Here is a 20482-nt window from a genome sequence, read left to right on the forward strand (position 1 = left end):
ACCGGCAGGGCCGCGGCGGCCGTCAGCCGACGGCCGCCGCGGCCGCAGTCTCCCGCAGCCGCCGGATCACCCCGCGCACCGCCGGCGACGCCTCGCCCCTGCGGTGGGCACCGACCAGCCGGGTGGTCAGCCGTACGTCCGCCAGCGGGCGGTAGGCGACCCCCGGCAGCCGGACGCGGCGCAGGGAGTCCGGCACCAGGGCCACGCCGTGCCCGCCGCCCACCAGGGTGAGCGCGGCGATGAAGTCCCGCACCGGCGGGGCGATGTCCGGGGCGAACCCGCCGTCGGCGCCCACCTGGAGGATCTGGTCGCGGCAGCCGTACTCCTCGTCGAAGTACGGAGCCACGAAACGCGCCTCACGCAGCGCGGCGGCCGGTACCGCGTCGAGAGCGGCCGCGGGCGTGCCCTCCGGCACCGCGAGGACGACCTCCTCCGTGAGCAGGCAGATCGCGGTCACCCCGGGCGGGTACGTCGGCCGCCAGCGCAGGAAGCCGACGTCGACGTCCCCGGCGCCCAGGGCCTCCAGCTGGGCCGGAGTCTCCAACTCCCGCACCCCCACGGTGACTTCGCTGCCCGGTGCGGAACAGCTCGCCAGGATGCCGGTCACCACACCCGAGAAGGCGGCGGAGGCCACGTAGGCGATCTCGGCGTGACCCAGTTCGCCGCGCCCGGCCCGGCGGCCCACCGCTTCCGCGCGGGACACCTGGGCGAGTGTGCGTTCGGCCTCGGCCAGGAACAGGCGCCCGGCGCCGGTCAGCGCGGGGCGCGACCGGCGTCCGCGGTCGATCAGGCGCACGCCGAGATGTCCCTCCAGCGCCCTGATCTGGGCACTGAGCGCGGAGGGCGCCAGATGCAGCCGGTCCGCCGCCCGCGCGAAGTGCAGCTCCTCGGCGACTACGACGAACGAGGCCAGCCAACGCAGCTCCACCGGCCTCTCCTTTCCGGTCTCTCGTGTCGGTGCCCCGTGCTAACGGTAGAAGCCCTTCGCGTCGGTCATGGGCCAGGACCCAGCGGGGTCAGGGGATCACGACGTAGTTGCTGAATCCGCCGTCCCGGTCGTGAAGCCCCGAGATCGCCTCGTTGACCCGTGCCAGCGGGAACGGCCGGGGTTCCAGGTACGACAGGTCCAGCGCACCGGTGCCTACCATGTCGGCGAGTTCCTGCCCCTGTGCCGTGGTGAACCAGTTGGAGCCGATGAGGTGGATCTGCTCGTCCATCAGCCACTTCATGTCCACCGGAAGCCGGTCGGCCACACCGCCCACGTTGACGACCCTGCCGCCCCGTCGCACGCCCTGCATGGAGTCCAGCATCGTCTCCACCGGTGCCCTGGCACCCAGCGCGCTGATGGCGAAGTCGGCGCCCTCGCCGCCGGTCAGGGATCTCGCCCACTCGCCCGAGGAGCCGTCGCCCAGGCGGAACACCTCGACCCGGTCCGGGTCCAGGGCCTTCACACGCTTGAGCAGCATCTCGTTGCGTCCGGTCCCGAGAACCCGGGAGACACCGGACGCCAGGGCGAGCATGGTGGCCGCCACGCCGAGGGTGCCCGTGACGCCGTCGACGAGTGCGACCTGGCCGGGGCCGGCCCCGGCGTGCTTCAGGGCGCCGTACGAGGTGCCGATGTAGCCGAGCTTGCCCGCCTGCTCGAACGTCATGGTGTCGGGCAGGTTGACGATCGAGTACTCCGGTGCCGTCATGTACTCGGAGAAGCCGCCGTAGGGATACAGGTCGAAGATCCGCTGCCCGTCGCGCGAGGTGCTGAAGTAGCCGTTCAGCGTGAAGTAACGGCACCGGCTGCGCTCACCACCCCGGCACACCTGACAACTGCCGCAGGAGCGCAGGGGATTGACGTACACCCGGTCACCGGGCTTGGTGTTGAGCACCGCCTCGCCGACCTGCTCGACGACGCCCGCGGCGTCGAGGCCGAAGACGGCGGGGAACCTGGGCAGCGGCTGGTGCGGAAACCAGGTCGGCCAGTTGTTGATGACATTGGCCATGTTGGGCACGATCCCGCACGCCCTGACCCGCACCAGCACGTCGGTCGGGCGTGGGACGGGCACGTCGATCGAGTCCACGGACATCGGTTCACCGAGCGCGTGCAGTCGTGCAGCGAGCATTTTCGCCATTGAAATACCCCTTTGCATGAAAGATCGGATATATGAAAGGTCAGAAGGGGTTCGCGTAGCCGCTCTCGAGGTCGATGCCCAGCAGGCCCATGACGCGGACGCCGGAGTTGTACCAGGCGATCGTCAGGGTGAGCTCGACCATCTCCCGGTCCGGCAGCCGGGCCGCCGCGGCCCGCCAGGTCTCCTCGGACACGTCGACGTGGAGCGTGGACTCCCGGGCCAGGCGCATGACCGCCTGCTCCGTCTCGTCGAAGACGTCGGCCGACTCGAAGTCCGACACGGCCGCCAGCTGCTGCTCGGTCAGTCCGGCCTTCAGACCGTGCGACTGGTGGTGGGCCACCTCGTAGGCGGACCGGGTCGTGTGGCCGACCGTCAGGATCGCCAGTTCCCGGAGCCTCGGGCTCAGCTCGGAGGCCCGCAGGGCGTTGGCGTAGGTCAGGAAGGCGTCGAGTGGGGAGGGCGCGTTGGCGAGCGCCAGGAAGATGTTCGCCGTGGGGACCTTGCGTTCGGCCTCCAGTCGGTCGTACAGGGGTTTGTTCGCCGCGTCCGCGTCCTCGCGGCGCAGGTAGGGGACTCGTGCCATGTCGTCTCCTCGGGGAAGGGAGGGGGAGGGGAGGGAAGGGGGAGGGTCAGTGTGCGGACTGGTCGAGGAGGAAGCGCTCGAGCGTGAGCGGCTCCGGCTTCTCGGTCGGTGGGATCGGGGTGACGCCCGGGAACGGTGACGCCTCGAAGTACCACTTCTCCATCGCGGGCAGACCCCAGCGGGCCTTGGTACTCAGCGAGGCGGCGTCCCAGCGCACGGGTTCGATCTCGGTGTCGATGGTCTGGTAGTGGCTGTTGAACACCTCCACCCGGTGTCCGTCCGGGTCGCGGAGGTAGACGAAGAGCATCCCGCCGGGCCCGTGGCGTCCCGGACCGCGCTCCACACCGTCGCCGTAGCCGAGCAGGCCGGCGAAGTCGCAGGCGGTGAAGATGTCCCGGCTCTCGGAGACGGTGTAGGCGAAGTGGTGCAGGGCGGGGCCGGTGTTCTCGACGATCGCCAGGTCCAGGCAGGTGCCCTTGCGGTACATGAACGCGCTCAGCAGCTTGTCGCCGTGGGCGATGTACTCGGAGTTGCGGAAGCCGAGCTCGCCGTAGAAGGCACACAGTGCGTACGTGTCGGGGGCGAACGTCTGGTAGTGGTCGAGCCGTTGGGCGTGGGCGCCCTGGTGCCGCTCGAAGTCGATGTGCAGCCGGGGCCGCGTCTCCATGGTCGCGCAGAGTTCGAGCGGGGTGCCGACGGGGTCGCTGACGTGGAGGGTGCGGCCCTGGTGGGGCATCTCGACCCACTCGGCGGGCAGGCCGCGCTCGCGGAACCAGGCGTACGCGGCGTCCAGGTCCTCGTCGAAGAAGACCCGGAAACCGATCCTGCGGCACGAGCCCGCGCTCTCACCGTCCTGTTCGAGGACCAGGCTGTGGTGGCAGGCCTCCGACAGGCCGCGGAGGTAACACGTGCGGTCGTCCTCGTCGGAGACGACGAGCCCGAGCACGTTCACGTAGAAGTTCCGGCTCTCGGCCAGATCGGCGACCGTGAGCCGTACGTGGCTGGAGCGGGTGATGTTGAAGGGTGGACGCAGATCCACGGGTGGCAGCATGCGGGTCTCCGGTTCGGGAGAAGGGGCGAGGGAGGCGGGGACAGGAAGGCGGGAAGGGGAGAGGGCTGGGAGAGGGAGGCGGGGGAGGGCTGGGAGCGGGATCAGGGCTTGGGCGCGGCGAAGGGGAAGGCGGACCAGCCGCTGAACTCGGCGGACGCGCCCAGAGCCTCCTCGATGCGGAGGACCTCGTTCCATTTGGCCATGCGTTCGGAGCGGGTGAAAGACCCCACCTTGAGCTGGCCGGCGTCCCAGCCGACGCTGAGATGGGCGACGGTGACGTCCTCGGTCTCCCCGGACCGCGCCGAGACGATGGTGCCGAAGCCGGCTTCCTTCCCTGCCCTCAGCGCCGCGTGGGCCTCCGTGACCGTGCCGGCCTGGTTGGGCTTGACGAGCACTGCGTTGGCCGCCCCGTCGGCCGCCGCCGCTGCCACCCGCCCCGCGTTCGTCACCAGGAAGTCGTCGCCGATCACCTGGCAGCGGTCGCCGTGGCGCCGGGTGAACTCGACCATGCCCGCGTGGTCGTCCTCGCCGACGGGGTCCTCGACGGACAGGATCGGGTAGCGCTCGATCCACTTGCCGAGCATCTCGACGAGCTCCCCGGTGTCCAGGGCGCGGTCGTCCAGGGCCAGCCGGTACGTTCCCGCCCTGCCGAACTGCGAGGCCGCGACGTCCAGGGAGATGCCGACCTGGGTGCCGGGGGCGAAGCCCGCCCCCTCGATGGCGAGGGTCAGCGTCTCCAGGGCCTCCTCGTTGGAGTCGAACGCCGGCCAGTAGCCGCCTTCGTCGGCCACGCCAGAGGTCTTCCCCTTCCCGCGCATCAGGCTTCCGGCGGACCGGTAGATCTCCGCGGTCCAGTCCAGGGCTTCGGCGAAGCTCCGTGCGGCGGGGCAGACCACCATGAAGTCCTGGACGTCGACGCGCCGGTCCGCGTGGGCGCCGCCGCCGAAGATCTGGATCTCCGGTACGGGGATGCGGACCGGGCGGTCGCCCGCCAGATGGAGCCACAGCGGTGTGTCCGCCGCGGCGGCCGCCGCGTGCAGGACGGCCATGGAGGTGGCCACGAGGGCGTTGCCGCCCAGGCGGCTGCGGTCGGCGGTCCCGTCGAGGTGCACCAGCAGTCGGTCGACCGCCTCCTGGTCGGCGGCGTCCCGCCCCGTCAGGGCGGGGGCGATCTCGTGGTTGACGGCGCCCACCGCCCGGTGCACGTCGAACCCACCGAACCTGCTGCCGCCGTCCCGCAGGTCGAGGGCCTCGCCCTGTCCGGTCGAGGCACCGGCCGGAGCGATGGCCCGTCCGACCGCCCCGCCTTCCAGATGGGCCTCGACCTCCACGGTCGGCCGACCGCGTGAGTCCCACACCCGGCGGCCGTGCAGTCTGCTGATGCGCGTGTCTGTCATGGGGTACGACCTTTCGACGTACGAGGTGAGCGGAGCGGGGTCGCCGCCCTGCCGGCGGCCGGGCGAGGCGGCTCGGGCAGTGGGCGCTGCGAGGGCGGCCGCGGGGGTGAGTGCGGCAGGAAGCGGCGAGTGCCGCCCGACTCCTGCACCGCCGCGTCCTCGGCGGTGCTATCGATAGCGCAATGGTGAGGAGGCGGGGCGAGTGCTGTCAAGGGTGGAGCGTGTCTGGGTTGCGTCAAGTGGAGTGCTATCGTTAGCACCAGCTGGTGGGCGATGAGGCCTGACAGCGCCCCGGTGGGCCGCGCCCCGTGCGGACGGACAGCACGCGCGGAGCCGGCCCACCGGTTGAGAGCGGCACCGGTCAGCAGCGGAAGGCAGGACCTGGCATGACACGCATGACCCTCACCACCGTCGTGGCGAGCACCCGCCCCGGTCGCGTGGGCCGGTCCGTCGCGGACTGGTTCACCGGGCGGGCCGCGCAGGCCGACCTGTTCGACGTACGTACCGTGGACCTCGCGGAACTGGCGCTGCCCTTCCTCGACGAGCCGCACCCGCCGGTCCTGCGCCGGTACACGCAGCGCCACACGCGGGAATGGAGCGCGATCGTCGACGCCTCGGACGCCTTCGTCTTCGTGACACCCGAGTACAACGGCTCGTTCCCGGCGCCCTTGAAGAACGCGTGGGACTACCTGGCCGTGGAGTGGCAGCACAAGCCCGCGGGCTTCGTGAGCTACGGCGGTGTCTCGGCCGGGACCAGGGCCGTGCAGATGGCCAAGCTGGTCGTCGCGAACCTGAGGATGCTGCCGGTGGGACCGACGGTGAGCATTCCGTTCATCAACGGGCTGGTCGAGGACGGCGTCTTCCGGGCCGACGGGATACACGGCACCGCCGCCGACCACATGCTCGAAGAGCTCCATCGCGTCGCCGGCGCCATGCGCGAGCTGCGTGTCGACGCTTCGGCGACCGGGGCGACCGGGGCGGCCGGGGCGGCCGGGGCGACCGGGGTGGCCGGGGTGGCCGGGGCGGCCGGAACCGGGCGCTGAACTGCGCGGCGGATGCCCGCTGGGCGGTGTGGCACGGCCGAGGCGCTCGGGTTTGCACGGCAGCGGGCGGGGCCCTCGCTCAGGGTTCCCCACCTGTGCCGACGCCGTGAGCGCCCTCATTCACCGCCGGACGAAGAACCACCTCGGCGAGTCCGCTGCCTGCCCCCGGGCGGCGCCGTGCTGCCCCGTTCGATCAGGGAACCGGGGGACACCGAGGTGTACGGGCCGTCGTTCTCGGGCTGCGTCCGCAGGCGCCGCATCAGCCACAGCGCGCACCCGGTCGCCATCTCCTGGACCGGCAGGCCGACGGTGGTGAGCCCCGGACCCCACCAGGAGAACCCGGGCTCGTCGCCGAACCCCACCACGGACAGCTCGCCGGGCACCTTGGCACCGAGCCGGGCCACCTCCTCCAGTACGCCCAGGGTGTGCTGGACCGACCCGAGGACGAGAGCGGTGGGCGGAGAGGGGGCATCGAGGAGCCGGCGCACCGCCTGGCGGCTGTGCTCGGTGGATGACGGCGGCCCCAGCTCGACGAGCCCGGCCTCGTCCGGCAGGCCGCCCTCCTGCAGGGCGGCGCGGAAGCCCCGCAGACGCTCCGCGCCCGTGGGCAGTTCGACGGGACCGCCCAGATAGCCGATGCGTGTGTGGCCCTGTGCGACCAGATGGGCCGTGGCCCGGCGCAGCGCCTCGTGGTCGTCCACGCCGAACCACTGTGAGCCCAGTGACGGATGGCGGCGCAGGAGTTGCAGGTGCGGAACCGCCCGCAGGAGCTTGACGGAGTCCCCGTGCGGACGCGCGGTCGGGACGATGATGACGCCGGCCACCCGGTTCGCGGACAGCTCCCGCAGATGGCGCAGCTCCACCGTCCGGTCGTCGTCGGTCTCGGAGAGCATCAGCTGGAAGCCCTGGGCCTCCATGTTCTTGGACAGCTCGTGCGCGATGGTCGAGTAGAAGCTGTTGCGGATGTCCGGGATCACCAGCCCGACGACGTTGCTGGACGCGCCCCGCATCATCCGCGCCGCACGGTTGCCGACGTACCCCATCTCCGAAGCCGCCTGACGGACCCGGAACTTGGTCTCCTCGCTGATCCTCGTGTCGTCGGCCAGAGCCCGGCCGACCGTCGACACCGAGATTCCCAGGCGTTCGGCGATATCCCTGGTGGTGATCACGTGGTGGAGCCCCTTCGGAAGACAGATCCCGCACCGTTACGTTCCGTGTGCCAACGATAGCACTGCCGTCGCGCTGCGTGGTCGGAGAGGTCGAGTCGCCGGGGTGATTCCGCGGCGTCCATGCTAACGTTAGCACTGCTGTCTGGGCCGTGCAGCCGTCCGCGGCTGCCTAGTTGCGGAGGTTTTTCCGTGCGGATCGTCAGATATTCCCTCGGCGGTGAGTGCTATTACGGAGATTGGAAATCCGGCGGCACCGAAATCGCGCGATGCGAGGGTGACCCCTTTACCGGACTGTCTCCCACGGGCCGTACCGACGAAGTCGACCGCGTGACCGTTCTCGCGCCGCTCGATCGGCCCCGGGTCTTCGGATTCGCGTACAACTACGCCTCGCACATCGACGAGACCGACCGTGAGGTCCCGGAAGTTCCCGTGTGTTTCATGAAGCCCAGTACGGCGGTGATCGGTTCCGGTGAGGCGGTGGTCTATCCGGCTGCCGGTGAACTCATCCATTTCGAGGGTGAGTTGGTCGTCGTCATCGGAAAGCGGGCCCGGCATGTGAAGCCCGCCGAGGCGCATGAGTACATCCTCGGCTACACCTGCGGGAACGATGTCAGCGACCGCATCGTGCAGCGCAAGGAGAGTGCGTTCGGGACGCTTCTGATCGGCAAGGGGCAGGACACCTTCGCCCCTCTGGGGCCGGTCGTCGCGACGGGCCTCGACCCGTCCGGGCTGTCGCTGACGACCCGGCTGAACGGCACGGTCGTGCAGTCGGCGAGCACCGCCGACCTGCTGCTCGACGTTCCCGGCATCGTCAGTTACCTCAGCCGTCACCTCACGCTCCTCCCCGGCGACGCGATCATGACCGGAACACCCGCTGGCGTCGGCCCGATCCGTCCCGGAGACGAGGTCGAGGTCGAGATCGAGGGCATCGGCGTGCTCCGCAACCCGGTCGTGGCCGAGCAGGTCTGACATCAGGGACCGGATGCCCGTCCCGCCACCCACGCCCAGGGGCCTGCCCACCGACGAGCGGTGGGCAGGCCCCTGTGGTGTGCCGCCGGCCGTCAGCCGCGGACCGCGTTGTTGAACTGCGAGGTGCGGACGAAGGCCAGGGCGAGAACGCCCACCAGCGGCAGGAACGTGACCTGCAGGAGTCCGGCCCGGCTCCAGCCGAAGGAGTCGACCAGAGCGGCGAAGATCAGCCCGGAGAACGCCGCCGTCCCGTAGTAGCTGGTGACGAAGAGCCCGGAGGCGCGTCCGATCTGCTCGGGGCGTACGGCCCGCTGCATCGCGCTGTTGGTGTTGGGGTAGAGGAGGCCCAGTCCGAAGGCCCCCATGAGGAAGGCGAGCGCGCACTGCGCGCCGACCCCGGCGTGCGACGTGTAGACGCACGCGCCGACGGCGGAGGTGGCCAGCAGGCTCACGACCAGCAGGTTGCGCTGGTTCACGCGGTCGCCGAGCCAGCCGCCGACCACGCCCAGCATCCCGCCGAAACCGAGGAAGCTCATGGCCAGCGCGGCCTGCTCGGCGGTGTAGTGCAGCGAGCTGATGAGGAACGTCGGATAGAGGCCGAGGAACCCGTAGATCGCCACACCGCTGACGACCGAGTGGACGGCGAGCGCGACGGAGTTGCGGTTGTAGGGGGAGACCGGCATGTACTCGTACGTCCTGGTCGAGACGACGTGGTCGACGGAGCGCTCGGTCAGAGCGGTGCTCACCAGGAACAGGGAGGCGGTGGCGATCAGCAGGCCGGCCGTGCCGAACAGGTAGAACGGCGCGTGCCAGGTGCCGTGCAGGCTCATCAGCCGGACACCGATGAGCGGCGCGACGAACACGCCCACGGAGTAGCCCAGGCCGATGACGCCGAAGGCGAGACCGCGCCGGTGGACGAAGAAGGCGCCGATCGCCGCGAAGATGGCTGCGGACTGCATGCCCTCCCCGAAGCCGGAGACGACCCGGTACGCCGTCATGTCGGCGAAGCCGGTCGCCAGCGGTGTCGCCATCGTGCCCAGGGAGTAGATCACGATGCTGACCAGCAGCACCGTCTTGCGGCGGAAGCGGTCCAGGAGGTAGCCCGCGGGCAGACCGGCCAGGGCCATGCCCAGCGTGAAGTTCGTCGCCAGCAGCCCGCCCTCCTCCAGGGAGAACCCGTACTCCGCACGGACGTTGGGCAGCAGCGGCGGAAAGACCTGACGGTCCATCGCGTTGACCATGTAGGAGAGGACCACCAGCAGGAACCCCGCCCCGATCATGAGACGGGAGAGCGGCACCGGACCGCTGTCCGTCGTCTCCCGGGCGGGCACTGCGCCGGCGTCGACTTGCACTGCGTGATTCATGGCGGCTCCTGGGAAATGGCCGCGGCGGACCGCGGCGGACGCATGCGCCGTACGCGGATGTACGGGGCGATGGCGAGAAGCGGTGAGCAGAACACGGACTCGGTACGGCGACCGGTGATGTCGCCGAACACGTGAGAAGGGAGGGCGGGCGCAGGCTGCCGCGCGGTCGAATACCGCGTGCGGAATTCCAGCCGTGATTCGCCCGTCGTGGACGTCCGTGGCTATGGCGTCTCCGACAGCCGGGCCGCGTGCGGACACCCTTGTCGGCCGCACGGTCAGGGGCTGGCCAAAACCATGAGGGGAACTCACCGGCGCGTCAAGATGCGTACATCGGATTTCTTCGGCGGCCCTCGTCGCACGCCCGGCTCTTGACGTCTCGAAGACGCCGAGTGCTATCGTTAGCATCAATGTGGCTGTGACACTGATTCGACATGCCTGCCCCCTGTGAACACAGGACCAGGGCGTACTGTGGCGCTCCGCCGACCACGAGTGGGCGAGTGCCCGAGACACCGACCGAGCCCAGCGCTCCCCCTCCGACCCGCTGACCGGATGTGACCGGGCGGGACGCCCGGCGTCCCCCTGCGGGCCGCACGACTTAGCGAGGACGACCTGCCATGAAAACACCGAGCCGCCCGGGCACCGTGCTGCTCACCGACCACGCCTGGCCCGACGACGCCGTCGAGCGAGCGGTCATCGAGTCGGCGGGCCACACCCTGGTGACCGGCCCCGCCGAGCCCGCCTCCGCCGAGGTCATCGAGGAACTGGTCGCCGAGCACCGGCCCGACGCGATCCTCACCTGCTGGGCGCCCGTGTCCGGCAGCGCGGTCGCGGCCCCGCCGCACCTGCGGATCGTGGCCCGACTCGGCGTCGGCCTGGACAACATCGCCGTGGACACGGCCACGGAGCGGGGCGTGTGGGTCACCAACGTCCCCGACTACTGCGTGGAGGAGGTCTCGGACCACGCCGTCGGCATGGTGCTGGCCTGGACGCGAGGCCTGGCCGTGTTCGACCGGGAGGTCCGCGCGGGCCGATGGGACCCGGCGAGCGCCAGGCTGCGCCGACTGTCAACGCTGACCTGCGGTGTCGTCGGATACGGGCGCATCGGGCGGGCCACCGCGCGCAAGCTGGCCGCGTTCGGCTGCCGGATCCTGGCCCACGACCCGCACCCGCCCAAGGACGCCCCCGGGGTGGAGATGGCAGGCCTGGAGGAGCTGCTGCGCACCAGCGACGTGGTGATCCTCCACGTACCGCTCACTGCGGACACCCACCACGTCATCGGGGCAGGGCAGCTGGCGCTGATGCGTCCGGGCGGCCTGCTGGTCAACGTCAGCCGGGGCGGTTTGGTGGACACCGACGCGGTGATCAAGGCGCTGGACACCGGGCAGCTGGACGCGGCCGCCTTCGACGTCCTGGAGACCGAGCCGCACGTCCCCGCCGGACTGCTGGACCAGCCGGGCGCCCTCCTCACCCCGCACGTCGCCTTCTCCTCCGACGCGTCGGTGACGGAACTGCGCCGCCGCGCCGCAGAGGAGGTCGTCCGGATCCTGGCGGGCGAGGCCCCCGCCCACCCCTGCAACAGCCCGCGGGGCCTGCCCGACGGGGCGGGGGACCGGTGATGCGCCGGACTCCCGCGCCGGCCGGCCTCGACCACGCCACACCCGACACCGCGTCGGCCGACGTCGACCACGCCACACCCGACACCGCGCTGACCGACTTCCTGCAAGCCCACGACCTCGCCGAACCCGGCGAGACCGCCCACTGGACGCCACTCGCCGGCGGTGTCTCCTCCGACCTGTGGCGGGTGGACCTGCCGGGCCGCTCCCTGTGCGTCAAACGGGCCCTGGCCCGGCTGCGGGTCGCCGCCGACTGGCAGGCGCCCGTCTCCCGCAACGCCTACGAATGGGCGTGGATGCGGTTCGCGTCCCAGCACCGGCCGGACTGCGTGCCGGGGCTGCTGGCCCACGACGCCGAAGCCGGCGTCTTCGCCATGGCGTACCTGCCTCCGGACCGGTATCCGATGTGGAAGGCGCGGCTGCTGGAGGGTGAGGTGGACGTGGCGACCGCGGCGGCCGTCGGAGAAGTGCTCGGCAGTCTGCACGCGGCGAGCGCGGGCGACGCCGCCCTCGCCGCCGGGTTCGCCAGCGACGACAACTTCCACGCGCTGCGCATCGAGCCGTACCTGCTGGCCACCGCGGAAGCCCACCCCGGCCTGAGCGAGGCACTTGTGAACCTCGCCGCCCGCACGGCCGCCACCCACCTGACCCTCGTGCACGGCGACGTCAGCCCCAAGAACATCCTCGTCGGCCCGTCAGGACCCGTGCTCCTCGACGCCGAGTGCGCCTGGTACGGCGACCCGGCCTTCGACCTCGCCTTCTGCGTCAACCACCTGCTGCTGAAGACCCTGGTGGTGCCCGGACACCGCGCCGACCTGCTGCGCGCGGCCCGCGCCCTGGCCGCGGCGTACGTCCGCCAGGTCGACTGGGAGCCCGGGGCGGCCCTGGAGGCCCGGGCCGCGACCCTCCTGCCGGCACTGCTGCTGGCCCGGGTGGACGGCAAGTCCCCGGTGGAGTACCTCACCGACGACCACGCGAAGGTGTTCGTACGGACCATGGCGTCCGCCCTGCTGCGGGATCCCGCCGAGACGGTCGAGGGCGTCCTGCACGCCTGGGAGTCAGGCCTGCACGGGCAGAGCGACCTCACTCCGAGCGGCCCGGGAGGCACCCGTGCGTAGAGTCGTCACCGGCCATGACGAGCACGGCAGGTCCGTCGTCGTGAGCGACGGCCCCGTTCCCCGCAGCCGCCGGTTCACCAGCCTGCCGGGCTGGGTCTCGGCCCTGCCCTGGGCCACCGAACCGGGGGAGCCCGTCAGCCGCGGGGGAGAGGACCCGACGCCGAAGGTCACCAGCCTGCTGCCGGCGCCCGGCGGAACGCGGTTCGTCGTCCTGACCATGCCGCCCGACTCGGCGTTGCGCGACCCGGCCTTCGACCCGGTCGCCTTCGACCGGGAGCAGCGGGCCGATTCCCCCGGGCTCGCGGAGCTCATGGAGTCCGACGGCATGCACACCACGCCGACGGTGGACTACGGCATCGTGCTCGAAGGGGAAGTCGTCCTCGAACTCGACGACGGACACCTCACCCCGCTGTCCGCCGGTGACATCGTCGTCCAGAACGGCACCCGCCACGGCTGGCGCAACCACGGCACCCGCCCGGCCACCGTGGCCTTCGTCCTGGTCGGAGCGGAGCGCGACCGCTGACGGAGGCCGCCCCCGGGCCCCGGATCAGCCCCACTCATCGGCGCCTTCAGGGCGCGACGAGGGGAGTCGGCGGGCTCGCTCAGCCCCTGAGCTCGGTGAGGAAGTCGATGAGAGCCGCGTTCACCTCGTCGGGGCGTTCCTGCTGCGTCCAGTGCCCGCACCCCTCCAGCCTGAGCGGCGCCCGGCGCAGGTTCGGCATCAGGCCGGGGAGGGCGGCGATGAGTTCGGGCGTGCCGGGGAAGGCCGGGACGGGGTCGAGGTCGCCGTAGACGTACAGGGCGGGCGGGCTGACGACGGCGCCGTGCCAGGGGGCGGTGAGTTCCCAGTTGCGATCGAGGTTGCGATACCAGTTGAGCGCCCCCGTGAAACCCTGGGCGAAGCTGTCGGTGAGCGCGTCGAGGTCGTCCTCGGTGAGCCACTTCGGCAGTACCTCCGGGTCCGGCATGCTCACCAGCCAGCCCTGCCCCGGTTCGATCAGCGGCTGCTTGCCCTGGCCTGCGTCGGGAGCGTCGCCGGAGGCCGAGTAGAGGAACTTCCGCAGGGTGGTGCGCGTGTCCTTGGCGAACTCGGCGTCGGCCACGCCCGGCCGGTTGAAGTAGTTCCAGTAGAAGCGGCCGCCGAACATCGCGTCCATGGCGGCCAGCGGGGGCTCCGTCCCCCGGAAGGGCGGCGGCACGCTCAGGCCGGCCACACCGAGCACCACGTCCGGCCGCAGCAGCGCGGTGTGCCAGGCGACCGGTGCGCCCCAGTCGTGCCCGACGACGTACGCCTTCTCCTCGCCCAGCGCCTGGATCAGCCCGACGACGTCACCCACGAGGTGGAGGATGCTGTACGCCGCCACGTCGTCCGGATGCTCGCTGCGCCCGTATCCGCGCTGGTCGGGAGCGACCACCCGGAAGCCCGCCTCGGCCAGCGGGCCGAACTGGTGACGCCAGGAGTGCCATGACTCGGGGAAGCCGTGCAGCAGGACGACGAGAGGCCCCTCGCCCTCCTCCGCGATGTGCAGCCGGACCCCGTTCACATCAACCATGCGGTGTTCAACCATATGCACCAGCGTATACACACCGTGATCTTCGACCGGAGCCCGCCCGGCAGTTCCGGCCGCGTCCTCGCCCTCTCCCACGCCCGGACGCCGGGCGGCTGCGCATCGGTGCGAAATCAACTCATCGGCGTAGCGACAAATCGATTCCTCGGGTGAACGACCTGACAGCCGATCAAGTACGGCCTCCGGGCGGGAGATTCTGGGACGGTCTTCTCAACCCACCACTGGCCAAGGAGTTTTCCCTTGCGTGTACGTCGTACGGTGATCAACGCCCTCGGTTCCGCCGCTCTCGTGCTCGGCTCACTGGGCGCGATGACGGCCACCGCGAGCCCCGCGGCGGCCGACCCCTGCGGCTTCTACGAAACCGGTTCCGACGCCTACTACAACCACTGCACCTCCGACGGCTCACGGGTCGTCATCAAGGTCGAGGTCGCCTGGGGCTCCGACTACGAGCGATGTGTGGCCCCCGGCAAGACCTGGCTGGGCTCGGCCGACAAGATCCAGGGCGCCCACTACGTCAACCGCACCTGCTGACCGACCCTCCCCACGGCGGCCCCGGACCACCTCACGACGTCCGGGGCCCGCCGTCTGTCAGGGCGCGGGCGCCGCGGTCGACTCCAGGGCCCGGTCGAGGAAACGCCGGGCGACCGGCGGCAGGGCGCGCGAACTCAGCCAGGCGATGCCGATGTCCCGGGCACTGCGCACGTCGGTGATCTCCAGATAGCGGATCGGGAAGTCGGAGGTCGCCGCGGTGTCCGGTGTCGACGGGATGAGGGACACGCCGAGACCGGCGGCGACCAGCCCGCGCAGTGTCTCCACCTCCTCGCCCTCGAAGCCGACGAACGGAGTGAAACCGGCCTCGCGGCACAGCGCCTCGGTGATGCTGCGCAGCCCGTATCCGGGCTTGAGCAGGATGAACCGCTCCTCGGCCACCTCCGCCAGGCGCACCCGGCGGCGCCGGGCCAGCCGGTGCCGGGCCGGGACCGCCAGCCACAGCGGCTCCACCAGCAGCCGCCGCCAGGTGATCAGAGGGTCGTCCGGTTCGCTGCTCGTGATGATCAGGTCCGCGGTGGCGTCGAGGAGATGCCGGGCCAACCCGATCTCACCGTCCTGGTGCAACTCGAACCGGGCCTGCGGGTACGTCCGCCGGAAGTCGGTCACGAGCCTCGGCAGCAACCAGGTGCCCAGGGTGTGCAGAAACGCAACCGACACCACACCCGCGTCGGGATCGACCACCTCGGCCACGGCCCGCCGGCCCCGGTCGTAACTGTCGAGCACGGAGTCGACGTACTCCTTGAACACCCGCCCGGCCGGGGTGAGACGCAGGACGCGCCCGACGCGCTGGAAGAGCTCCGCCCCGACCTCCTCCTCGAGCCGGTTCAGGGCCCGCGACAGGGCGGGCTGCGTGATACGGGCGTCCGCCGCGGCGTCGGTCACCGTGGTTCCCTCGGCCACGGACTGGAAGGAGCGCAGTACCTGGAGGTCCATGCGGCCATTCTCCCCGCCGCCTCCCCGTATGGATCGGAGAGGGTCCAGGAGGCGTCTGCACGGGTCGCCGCTACGACCGACCGGCCGTCGCTCCCGCCACCACCTGCGCCGTCACCTGGTCGCACAGCCGCTCCGCCGCCGTGATCGCGGCCTCCCAGTCGGGCAGCGACCGGCCGGGGCGGGCGGGTTCGCCGCGGGCGTGGGTCACGGTGCGGCGGGCCTCGGCGAGTTGGTGGTACGCGGCACGGCGCAGCGCCTGCCGCCGGATCGGGCCGGCCTCCGGGGCGAGGTCGCGGTAGTGGCGGGCGGCGGCCACGGCGGCCTCCGTCTGTGCCTCGGCCCGGCTCGCCGCGGAGTCGGGCCACACCGCGAAGTGCGCGACCAGCACCAGCGCCGAGGCGAGGGCGGTGTCGAGGATGCGCGTGCCGTGCAGCGGCCGTTCGTCGCCGAGCAGGTCGAGGAGCACGAACACCACCGCGGTCAGGCCCAGCGTGGCGAGCGCGTAGTGGTGGCGCACACCGACGGCCATCAGGGCGCCGAAGACCGCCACCACCGCGATGACGGTGTACGTGCCGCTCGTCAGCAGCGACACCGCCCCGATGGCGGCCACACCGACGACCGTGCCGACGCAGCGGTGCAGCGCCCGGGTGAACACCGGGCCGAAGTCAGGCTTGTACACGAAGGCGACCGTCATGGGCAGCCAGTAGCCGCGCGGCCCGTGCAGCCCCTCGGCGAGCAGGTGGGCGGCGAGCACGCAGCCCGTCAACAGGACGGTGTAGCGCAGCCGCGCCGCCCGCCCGGGCCACGAACGCGCGGGCAGGCGCAGGGTCAGGTCGTCGACGTCGGGCTCCTCGTCGACGGCCGCGCACAGATCGGCCAGGGCCCGCCCGCCCGGCGAGTCGGCGTCGGTGACGGGGAGCGCCGGCCGGGGCGGGGCGGGAGCCGCGTCCCGCTCCGGCAGCAGACGCTCCGCCAGGCGCAGCGGCACGCCGGTCACGGCGGACGGCAGGGGACGGGCCTCCCACACCAGCGCCGTCACGGCCTCACCCAGCCGTACGGCACAGTGGAACGCCCGGACCAGCTCCCGCACCTCCGGCTGTCGTTTCCACCGGGCCCGTGACGCGAGGTGGCCGGCCATCACCTCGTGGGCGTGGTTCAGGGCCAGCGTCATCCGCAGCCGGGTCTCCTCGGCGCCCTCGGATCCGGCCGCGGCCAGCGCCTCGGCCGCGCTCCGGTACACGGCGAGCACGGCGGCCCGCTCCACGTGATGCCGGCGCCACAGCCACGGGGCCGCGGACAGGACGAGGACGAGGGCGACCCCGGCGAGCAGCTCGAGCGGCGGCAGCCACCACGGCCCCGGCACCGGGATGCCGGTGCCGATCGTGACACCGAGCAGCAGGTGCATGCCCCCGACGGACGCGATCCGACCGCGCAGACCCACCGTCCCCGCGACCAGCGCCGCGGCGACCAGACACCCCGCCACCGCTACCGACTGCCCGCTGCGCAGGGCGAGTTCACCGGCGAGCAGACCGAGCGCACTGGAGAGGCCGGTCAGGCCCAGCCGCCGTACCCGCACCCGGTAGGGGTCGGAACCGTCCTGGCTCACGCCCCACAGGGCGCCGATCGCCGCGATCACGGACGGCACCACCCACCCGGTGAGCTGCCCCACGAGCAGCGGCAGCGCGAGGGCGACCGCGCCCCGCGCCGCCGCGGCGAGCGGGAGGCGTCGCCAGGGCAGGCGGGGCATGCGTGCGGGACGGTCCGGTCGCGCGTCTGCTGCTGGTGTCATGCGGCCGCGTCCTTTCGCTTGCAGGGGTTGCAGGGGTGCTCGGCGGGGCGCTTGCTCGTGCGGATCCTCCAACGGGCGGGGCCTCCTTGACCAGGCCGGGCTCAGCCGACCAGGCCGATGAGGAGCGGGAGGGTCGCGAAGGAGAGGAGCAGGCTCAGTACGACGGCGGAGCCTATGGTCCCCACGTCGTGCGGGTCACCCTGGCGGGCGGCGAACATCAGCGGGACGGGGGAGACAGGGAAGGCGACGATCAGCGCCGCCTGGGCGGCGTCCGCCGCGGAGGCCACGGCCAGGCCGACACCGTAGACGAGCAGCGGCAGGACGACGACGCTGGTGAGGGAGACCGCCCAGACCGCGGGGGTCAGCTTCGGGCGGCCGATGCGGGCCACCGAGACGCCGACGTACAGCAGGGCGGCGGCCGAGGACGCACCGGCGAGCAGGGTCAGCGAGGCGTCGGCGACCTTCGGCAGTCCCACCCCGGCGACGGACAGGACGAGGCCCAGCACCGGGCCCCAGCAGAACGGCTCGCGCAGGGCGTGTCCGACGGTGCTCAGCACGGAGGGCCGATGCTCCGCGGGCGCGCTCGCCGCGGCGGTGACCGCCGAGGGCGCCTCCGCGCCACCGCCGACGGTCGCCAGGGCCGGCTGCCGTACCGCGGCGGCGTCCGGACGGGACACCGGGCGTTCCGGCAGGCCGAGCAGGATCAGCACGACCGGGTCCAGGACGACGTTCACGAGGATGCCCGCGACCGCGATCGGCACGGCGGCCTCCGCGGTGCCGAACAGGCCGCCCAGGATGGAGGTGCCCATGAAGGCGTACTGCGGCTGCACGCACGCCAGCGCGAACAGGGCCGCCCGCCGCAGCGGCCGGCGCGCGGCGAGGCGCAGAACGCCGAACAGCACGGCGTACACGCCGAGCAGCCCGAACGCGAGCAGGCCCACCAGGGGCAGCTGCTCGACCAGCACCTCCCGCGGGGTCTGCCAGATGCTGAGCAACAGGGCGGCCGGGAGCGCGAGTTGCATCGTCAGCTCGCGCAGGGCCTGCGCCCCGCCGGCGTCGAAGAGCGCGCGGCGGCCGGTGCCGTAGCCGACCGCGATGATGAGGAAGACCGGCACCACGACGGTGAAGATGTCGGCGAAAGACATGGCTGCGTCAATCCTTCGAAGTGGGGGTGGCTCGACCGACCGTGGGGCCAGGGGACGGTCCGTCGGAGCGCCGCAGCGCTACGGTCGTTGAGTCGTACGGATTCGGTGACTGAGGTGGGTTCGGTCAGACGGCCTCGATCGGCCGGTACTCCGGTTGCCACATCGCCGCGCGGACGCGCTCCTCGACCACGTCGTCGTCGACGGACTCCCGGGCGACGCCGTCCTCGGCGGCGGCGCGGGCCACGGCCACGGCGACCGCCGCGGAGGTGTCGCGCAGCCGGTCGATCCGGGGCAGCACGGGAGCGCCCGGCGCGGTGGGGTCGGTCTGTTCGGCGACGGCGCGGGCCGCGGCGACGAGCATGCCGTCCGTGATGTGCGTGGCCCGGGCGACGACGGCACCCAGCCCCAGGCCGGGGAAGACGAGGGCGTTGTTGGCCTGCCCGATGTGGTGGGTGACCCCGTCGACCTCCACCGGGTCGAAGGGGCTGCCGGTGGCGATCAGGGCCCGGCCGTCGGTCCAGGCGAGCAGGTCGGCCGGGACCGCCTCGGCCAGCCTGGTCGGGTTGGACAGCGGCAGGACGATCGGGCGCTCGGTGTGTGCGGCCAGGGCGCGGACGATCTCCTCCGTGAAGGCTCCGCCCTGTCCCGAGGCACCGATCAGCACGGTCGGGCGCACCCGGTCGACGACCTCGGCCAGCGGGATGCCGCCCAGGGAGTCGTCGTGCCGCCAGTCGGCGACCTCGGCGGTGCGACGGGCGTAGTGCGTCTGGAAGTCGCGGAGGTCCTTCTGGTCCTCGGTGAGCAGACCGTGCCGGTCGACGGCCCAGACCCGGTCGGTGGCCTCCTGCGCCGACAGCCCGTCGGCGACCATCGCGTCCCGAAGCTGGTCGGCGATCCCGATGCCCGCGGTGCCGGCGCCGAACATGACGACACGGTGCTCGCGCAGCGGTACTCCACTGGCGCGCACACCGGAGAGCACGGCGGCCAGGTTGACGGCTCCGGTGCCCTGGATGTCGTCGTTGAAGGTGAGCGCCTGGTCGCGGTACCGGTCCAGGATGCGACGGGCGTTGGCCGGGCCGAAGTCCTCCCAGTGCAGCAGGGCGCCCGGGAACAGCTTCCTGGCGGCGGTGACGTACGCGTCGACGAAGGCGTCGTAGGTCTCCCGGTCCACACGCGGATGCCGGTTGCCCAGGTAGAGCGGGTCCTCCAGCAGCTCCTGCCGGTTGGTGCCGACGTCCAGCATCACCGCCAGGGTGCGGGCCGGGTCCACGCCCGCGGCGGCGGTGTAGACGGCGAGTTTGCCCACCGCGATGTCGATGCCGCCCACCCCCCAGTCGCCGATGCCGAGGATCGCCTCGCCGTCGGTCGCGACGATCAGGTCGACGTCCTCGGAGCCGAGACCGGACGCGCGCAGGGCGCGCTCGATCTCCTCGGGCGCGTCGACCGAGAGGTACACGCCGCGGGGGCGGCGGTACTCGTAGCTGTAGCGCTCGATCGCGGTGCCGACGGTGGGGGTGTAGACGATCGGCAGCATCTCCGCGAGATGGTCGCCGAGCAGCCGGTGGAAGAGCACCTCGTTGCGGTCGCGCAGAGCCGTCAGATAGACGTTCTTGGCCAGGTCGTTCGGCTGCGAACAGAACTGCGTGTAGGCACGGGCGGCCTGCTGGTCCTGCGTCAGCACCTGCGGCGGCACCAGGCCCACCAGATCCAGGTCCTGTCGCTCCTGCCGGGTGAAGGCGGTGCCCCGGTTCAGGCGCGGGTTGTTCAGCACGGTGTGCCCGCGCACGGTGGTCCGGATGCGACCGTCGACGGCGTTCCACTCGGTGCCCATAGGACTGCTTCTCCTGAAGGTTGGGGGACGGAGGGACATCCACCAGCCTGCGAAATAACCGATGCATGCGTCCAATGCCTCATACCTACGTGATGCATAACCTCCAGGCATTCGGGCCTCTGACGTGTGGTTTTGTCGGTGAGGAACAGTCGACCCGTCGGGTCGTTGTGATGAAGCACGCAGCGGTCCGTCGGCGCGTTTGGCCTGGAGTTGCCGGGGGATTGGGGTGCGAGG

18 protein-coding genes are annotated in these 20482 nt (G+C 71.8%); 6 read left to right on the forward strand and 12 right to left on the reverse strand.

Features of this window, described 5'->3' with window-relative positions:
* Nucleotides 1-22 precede the first annotated feature (22 nt).
* The 5 genes from ACFYWX_RS31460 to eno all read right to left on the reverse strand — a co-directional run bounded on the left by ACFYWX_RS31460 (nt 23) and on the right by eno (nt 5154).
* Entirely contained in the window at nt 23-928 is a 906-nt protein-coding gene (locus ACFYWX_RS31460; RefSeq protein ID WP_389427875.1) for a LysR substrate-binding domain-containing protein, read from the reverse strand.
* 88 nt (nt 929-1016) lie between these two features.
* Nucleotides 1017-2114, reverse strand: a complete 1098-nt coding sequence (locus tag ACFYWX_RS31465) for an alcohol dehydrogenase catalytic domain-containing protein (protein WP_389427877.1) — start codon at nt 2112-2114, stop codon at nt 1017-1019.
* A 49-nt stretch (nt 2115-2163) separates the two neighbouring features.
* Complete coding sequence (locus ACFYWX_RS31470; RefSeq protein ID WP_389427879.1) at nt 2164-2706, reverse strand: carboxymuconolactone decarboxylase family protein; 543 nt, start codon at nt 2704-2706, stop codon at nt 2164-2166.
* Nucleotides 2707-2752: 46 nt separating this feature from the next.
* Nucleotides 2753-3745, reverse strand: coding sequence for a VOC family protein (locus ACFYWX_RS31475; RefSeq protein WP_389427881.1), 993 nt, complete (start codon nt 3743-3745; stop codon nt 2753-2755).
* A gap of 113 nt (nt 3746-3858) precedes the next feature.
* Nucleotides 3859-5154, reverse strand: coding sequence for a phosphopyruvate hydratase (eno, locus tag ACFYWX_RS31480; RefSeq protein WP_389427883.1), 1296 nt, complete (start codon nt 5152-5154; stop codon nt 3859-3861).
* Between the two features lie 386 nt (nt 5155-5540).
* On the opposite strand from eno, the gene ACFYWX_RS31485 reads away from it, so the two are divergent.
* Entirely contained in the window at nt 5541-6197 is a 657-nt protein-coding gene (locus ACFYWX_RS31485; RefSeq protein WP_389427885.1) for an NADPH-dependent FMN reductase, read from the forward strand.
* Between the two features lie 116 nt (nt 6198-6313).
* On the opposite strand, the gene ACFYWX_RS31490 is transcribed toward ACFYWX_RS31485, so the two are convergent.
* Nucleotides 6314-7366, reverse strand: a complete 1053-nt coding sequence (locus ACFYWX_RS31490; RefSeq protein WP_389427887.1) for a LacI family DNA-binding transcriptional regulator — start codon at nt 7364-7366, stop codon at nt 6314-6316.
* A gap of 189 nt (nt 7367-7555) precedes the next feature.
* Here ACFYWX_RS31490 and ACFYWX_RS31495 point away from each other — a divergent pair, with 189 nt between their 5' ends.
* Nucleotides 7556-8335 (forward strand): fumarylacetoacetate hydrolase family protein, encoded by a 780-nt coding sequence (locus tag ACFYWX_RS31495; RefSeq protein WP_389428101.1) that lies wholly within the window; start codon nt 7556-7558, stop codon nt 8333-8335.
* A 92-nt stretch (nt 8336-8427) separates the two neighbouring features.
* Here the strand turns inward: ACFYWX_RS31495 and ACFYWX_RS31500 are convergent, their stop codons facing one another.
* On the reverse strand, nt 8428-9699 hold the full coding sequence (locus ACFYWX_RS31500) for an MFS transporter (RefSeq protein ID WP_389427889.1): 1272 nt from the start codon (nt 9697-9699) through the stop codon (nt 8428-8430).
* Between the two features lie 614 nt (nt 9700-10313).
* Between ACFYWX_RS31500 and ACFYWX_RS31505 the strand changes: the two genes are divergently transcribed.
* From ACFYWX_RS31505 to ACFYWX_RS31515, 3 genes are read left to right on the forward strand one after another with little or no spacing between them, the layout of a single operon-like run.
* Nucleotides 10314-11315, forward strand: coding sequence for a C-terminal binding protein (locus ACFYWX_RS31505; RefSeq protein WP_389427891.1), 1002 nt, complete (start codon nt 10314-10316; stop codon nt 11313-11315).
* The gene (locus ACFYWX_RS31510; RefSeq protein ID WP_389427893.1) at nt 11315-12430 is read left to right on the forward strand and encodes a phosphotransferase family protein; all 1116 of its coding nucleotides are present in this window, start codon (nt 11315-11317) and stop codon (nt 12428-12430) included. Before ACFYWX_RS31505 ends, ACFYWX_RS31510 begins: the two co-directional genes overlap by 1 nt.
* Complete coding sequence (locus ACFYWX_RS31515) at nt 12423-12953, forward strand: cupin domain-containing protein (RefSeq protein WP_389427895.1); 531 nt, start codon at nt 12423-12425, stop codon at nt 12951-12953. Before ACFYWX_RS31510 ends, ACFYWX_RS31515 begins: the two co-directional genes overlap by 8 nt.
* A gap of 79 nt (nt 12954-13032) precedes the next feature.
* Here the strand turns inward: ACFYWX_RS31515 and ACFYWX_RS31520 are convergent, their stop codons facing one another.
* Nucleotides 13033-13983, reverse strand: coding sequence for an alpha/beta fold hydrolase (locus tag ACFYWX_RS31520; RefSeq protein ID WP_389427897.1), 951 nt, complete (start codon nt 13981-13983; stop codon nt 13033-13035).
* 255 nt (nt 13984-14238) lie between these two features.
* Here ACFYWX_RS31520 and ACFYWX_RS31525 point away from each other — a divergent pair, with 255 nt between their 5' ends.
* Nucleotides 14239-14529: a DUF6355 family natural product biosynthesis protein gene (locus ACFYWX_RS31525; RefSeq protein ID WP_389427899.1), complete on the forward strand. Its 291-nt coding sequence runs from the start codon at nt 14239-14241 to the stop codon at nt 14527-14529.
* A 57-nt stretch (nt 14530-14586) separates the two neighbouring features.
* Here ACFYWX_RS31525 and ACFYWX_RS31530 read toward each other — a convergent pair whose 3' ends face one another.
* The 4 genes from ACFYWX_RS31530 to ACFYWX_RS31545 all read right to left on the reverse strand — a co-directional run bounded on the left by ACFYWX_RS31530 (nt 14587) and on the right by ACFYWX_RS31545 (nt 20248).
* Nucleotides 14587-15483 (reverse strand): LysR substrate-binding domain-containing protein, encoded by an 897-nt coding sequence (locus ACFYWX_RS31530; protein ID WP_389427901.1) that lies wholly within the window; start codon nt 15481-15483, stop codon nt 14587-14589.
* 70 nt (nt 15484-15553) lie between these two features.
* Nucleotides 15554-17272, reverse strand: coding sequence for an FUSC family protein (locus tag ACFYWX_RS31535; RefSeq protein WP_389427903.1), 1719 nt, complete (start codon nt 17270-17272; stop codon nt 15554-15556).
* A 101-nt stretch (nt 17273-17373) separates the two neighbouring features.
* A complete protein-coding gene (locus ACFYWX_RS31540; protein WP_389427905.1) occupies nt 17374-18417 on the reverse strand; it encodes an AEC family transporter in 1044 nt (347 codons plus the stop codon).
* 124 nt (nt 18418-18541) lie between these two features.
* Nucleotides 18542-20248 (reverse strand): NAD-dependent malic enzyme, encoded by a 1707-nt coding sequence (locus tag ACFYWX_RS31545; RefSeq protein ID WP_389427907.1) that lies wholly within the window; start codon nt 20246-20248, stop codon nt 18542-18544.
* Between the last annotated feature and the right edge of the window lie 234 nt (nt 20249-20482).

Source organism: Streptomyces sp. NPDC002888 (assembly GCF_042888465.1).
In the GTDB taxonomy this organism is placed as follows: Bacteria; Actinomycetota; Actinomycetes; order Streptomycetales; family Streptomycetaceae; genus Streptomyces.

Coding starts and splice junctions, on each gene's coding strand:
- ACFYWX_RS31465 (WP_389427877.1), bottom strand. CDS start 2,114: ATGCTCGCTGCACGACTGCACGCGCTCGGTGAACCGATGTCCGTGGAC.
- ACFYWX_RS31470 (WP_389427879.1), bottom strand. CDS start 2,706: ATGGCACGAGTCCCCTACCTGCGCCGCGAGGACGCGGACGCGGCGAAC.
- eno (WP_389427883.1), bottom strand. CDS start 5,154: ATGACAGACACGCGCATCAGCAGACTGCACGGCCGCCGGGTGTGGGAC.
- ACFYWX_RS31485 (WP_389427885.1), top strand. CDS start 5,541: ATGACACGCATGACCCTCACCACCGTCGTGGCGAGCACCCGCCCCGGT.
- ACFYWX_RS31500 (WP_389427889.1), bottom strand. CDS start 9,699: ATGAATCACGCAGTGCAAGTCGACGCCGGCGCAGTGCCCGCCCGGGAG.
- ACFYWX_RS31505 (WP_389427891.1), top strand. CDS start 10,314: ATGAAAACACCGAGCCGCCCGGGCACCGTGCTGCTCACCGACCACGCC.
- ACFYWX_RS31510 (WP_389427893.1), top strand. CDS start 11,315: ATGCGCCGGACTCCCGCGCCGGCCGGCCTCGACCACGCCACACCCGAC.
- ACFYWX_RS31520 (WP_389427897.1), bottom strand. CDS start 13,983: ATGGTTGATGTGAACGGGGTCCGGCTGCACATCGCGGAGGAGGGCGAG.
- ACFYWX_RS31530 (WP_389427901.1), bottom strand. CDS start 15,483: ATGGACCTCCAGGTACTGCGCTCCTTCCAGTCCGTGGCCGAGGGAACC.
- ACFYWX_RS31535 (WP_389427903.1), bottom strand. CDS start 17,272: ATGACACCAGCAGCAGACGCGCGACCGGACCGTCCCGCACGCATGCCC.
- ACFYWX_RS31540 (WP_389427905.1), bottom strand. CDS start 18,417: ATGTCTTTCGCCGACATCTTCACCGTCGTGGTGCCGGTCTTCCTCATC.
- ACFYWX_RS31545 (WP_389427907.1), bottom strand. CDS start 20,248: ATGGGCACCGAGTGGAACGCCGTCGACGGTCGCATCCGGACCACCGTG.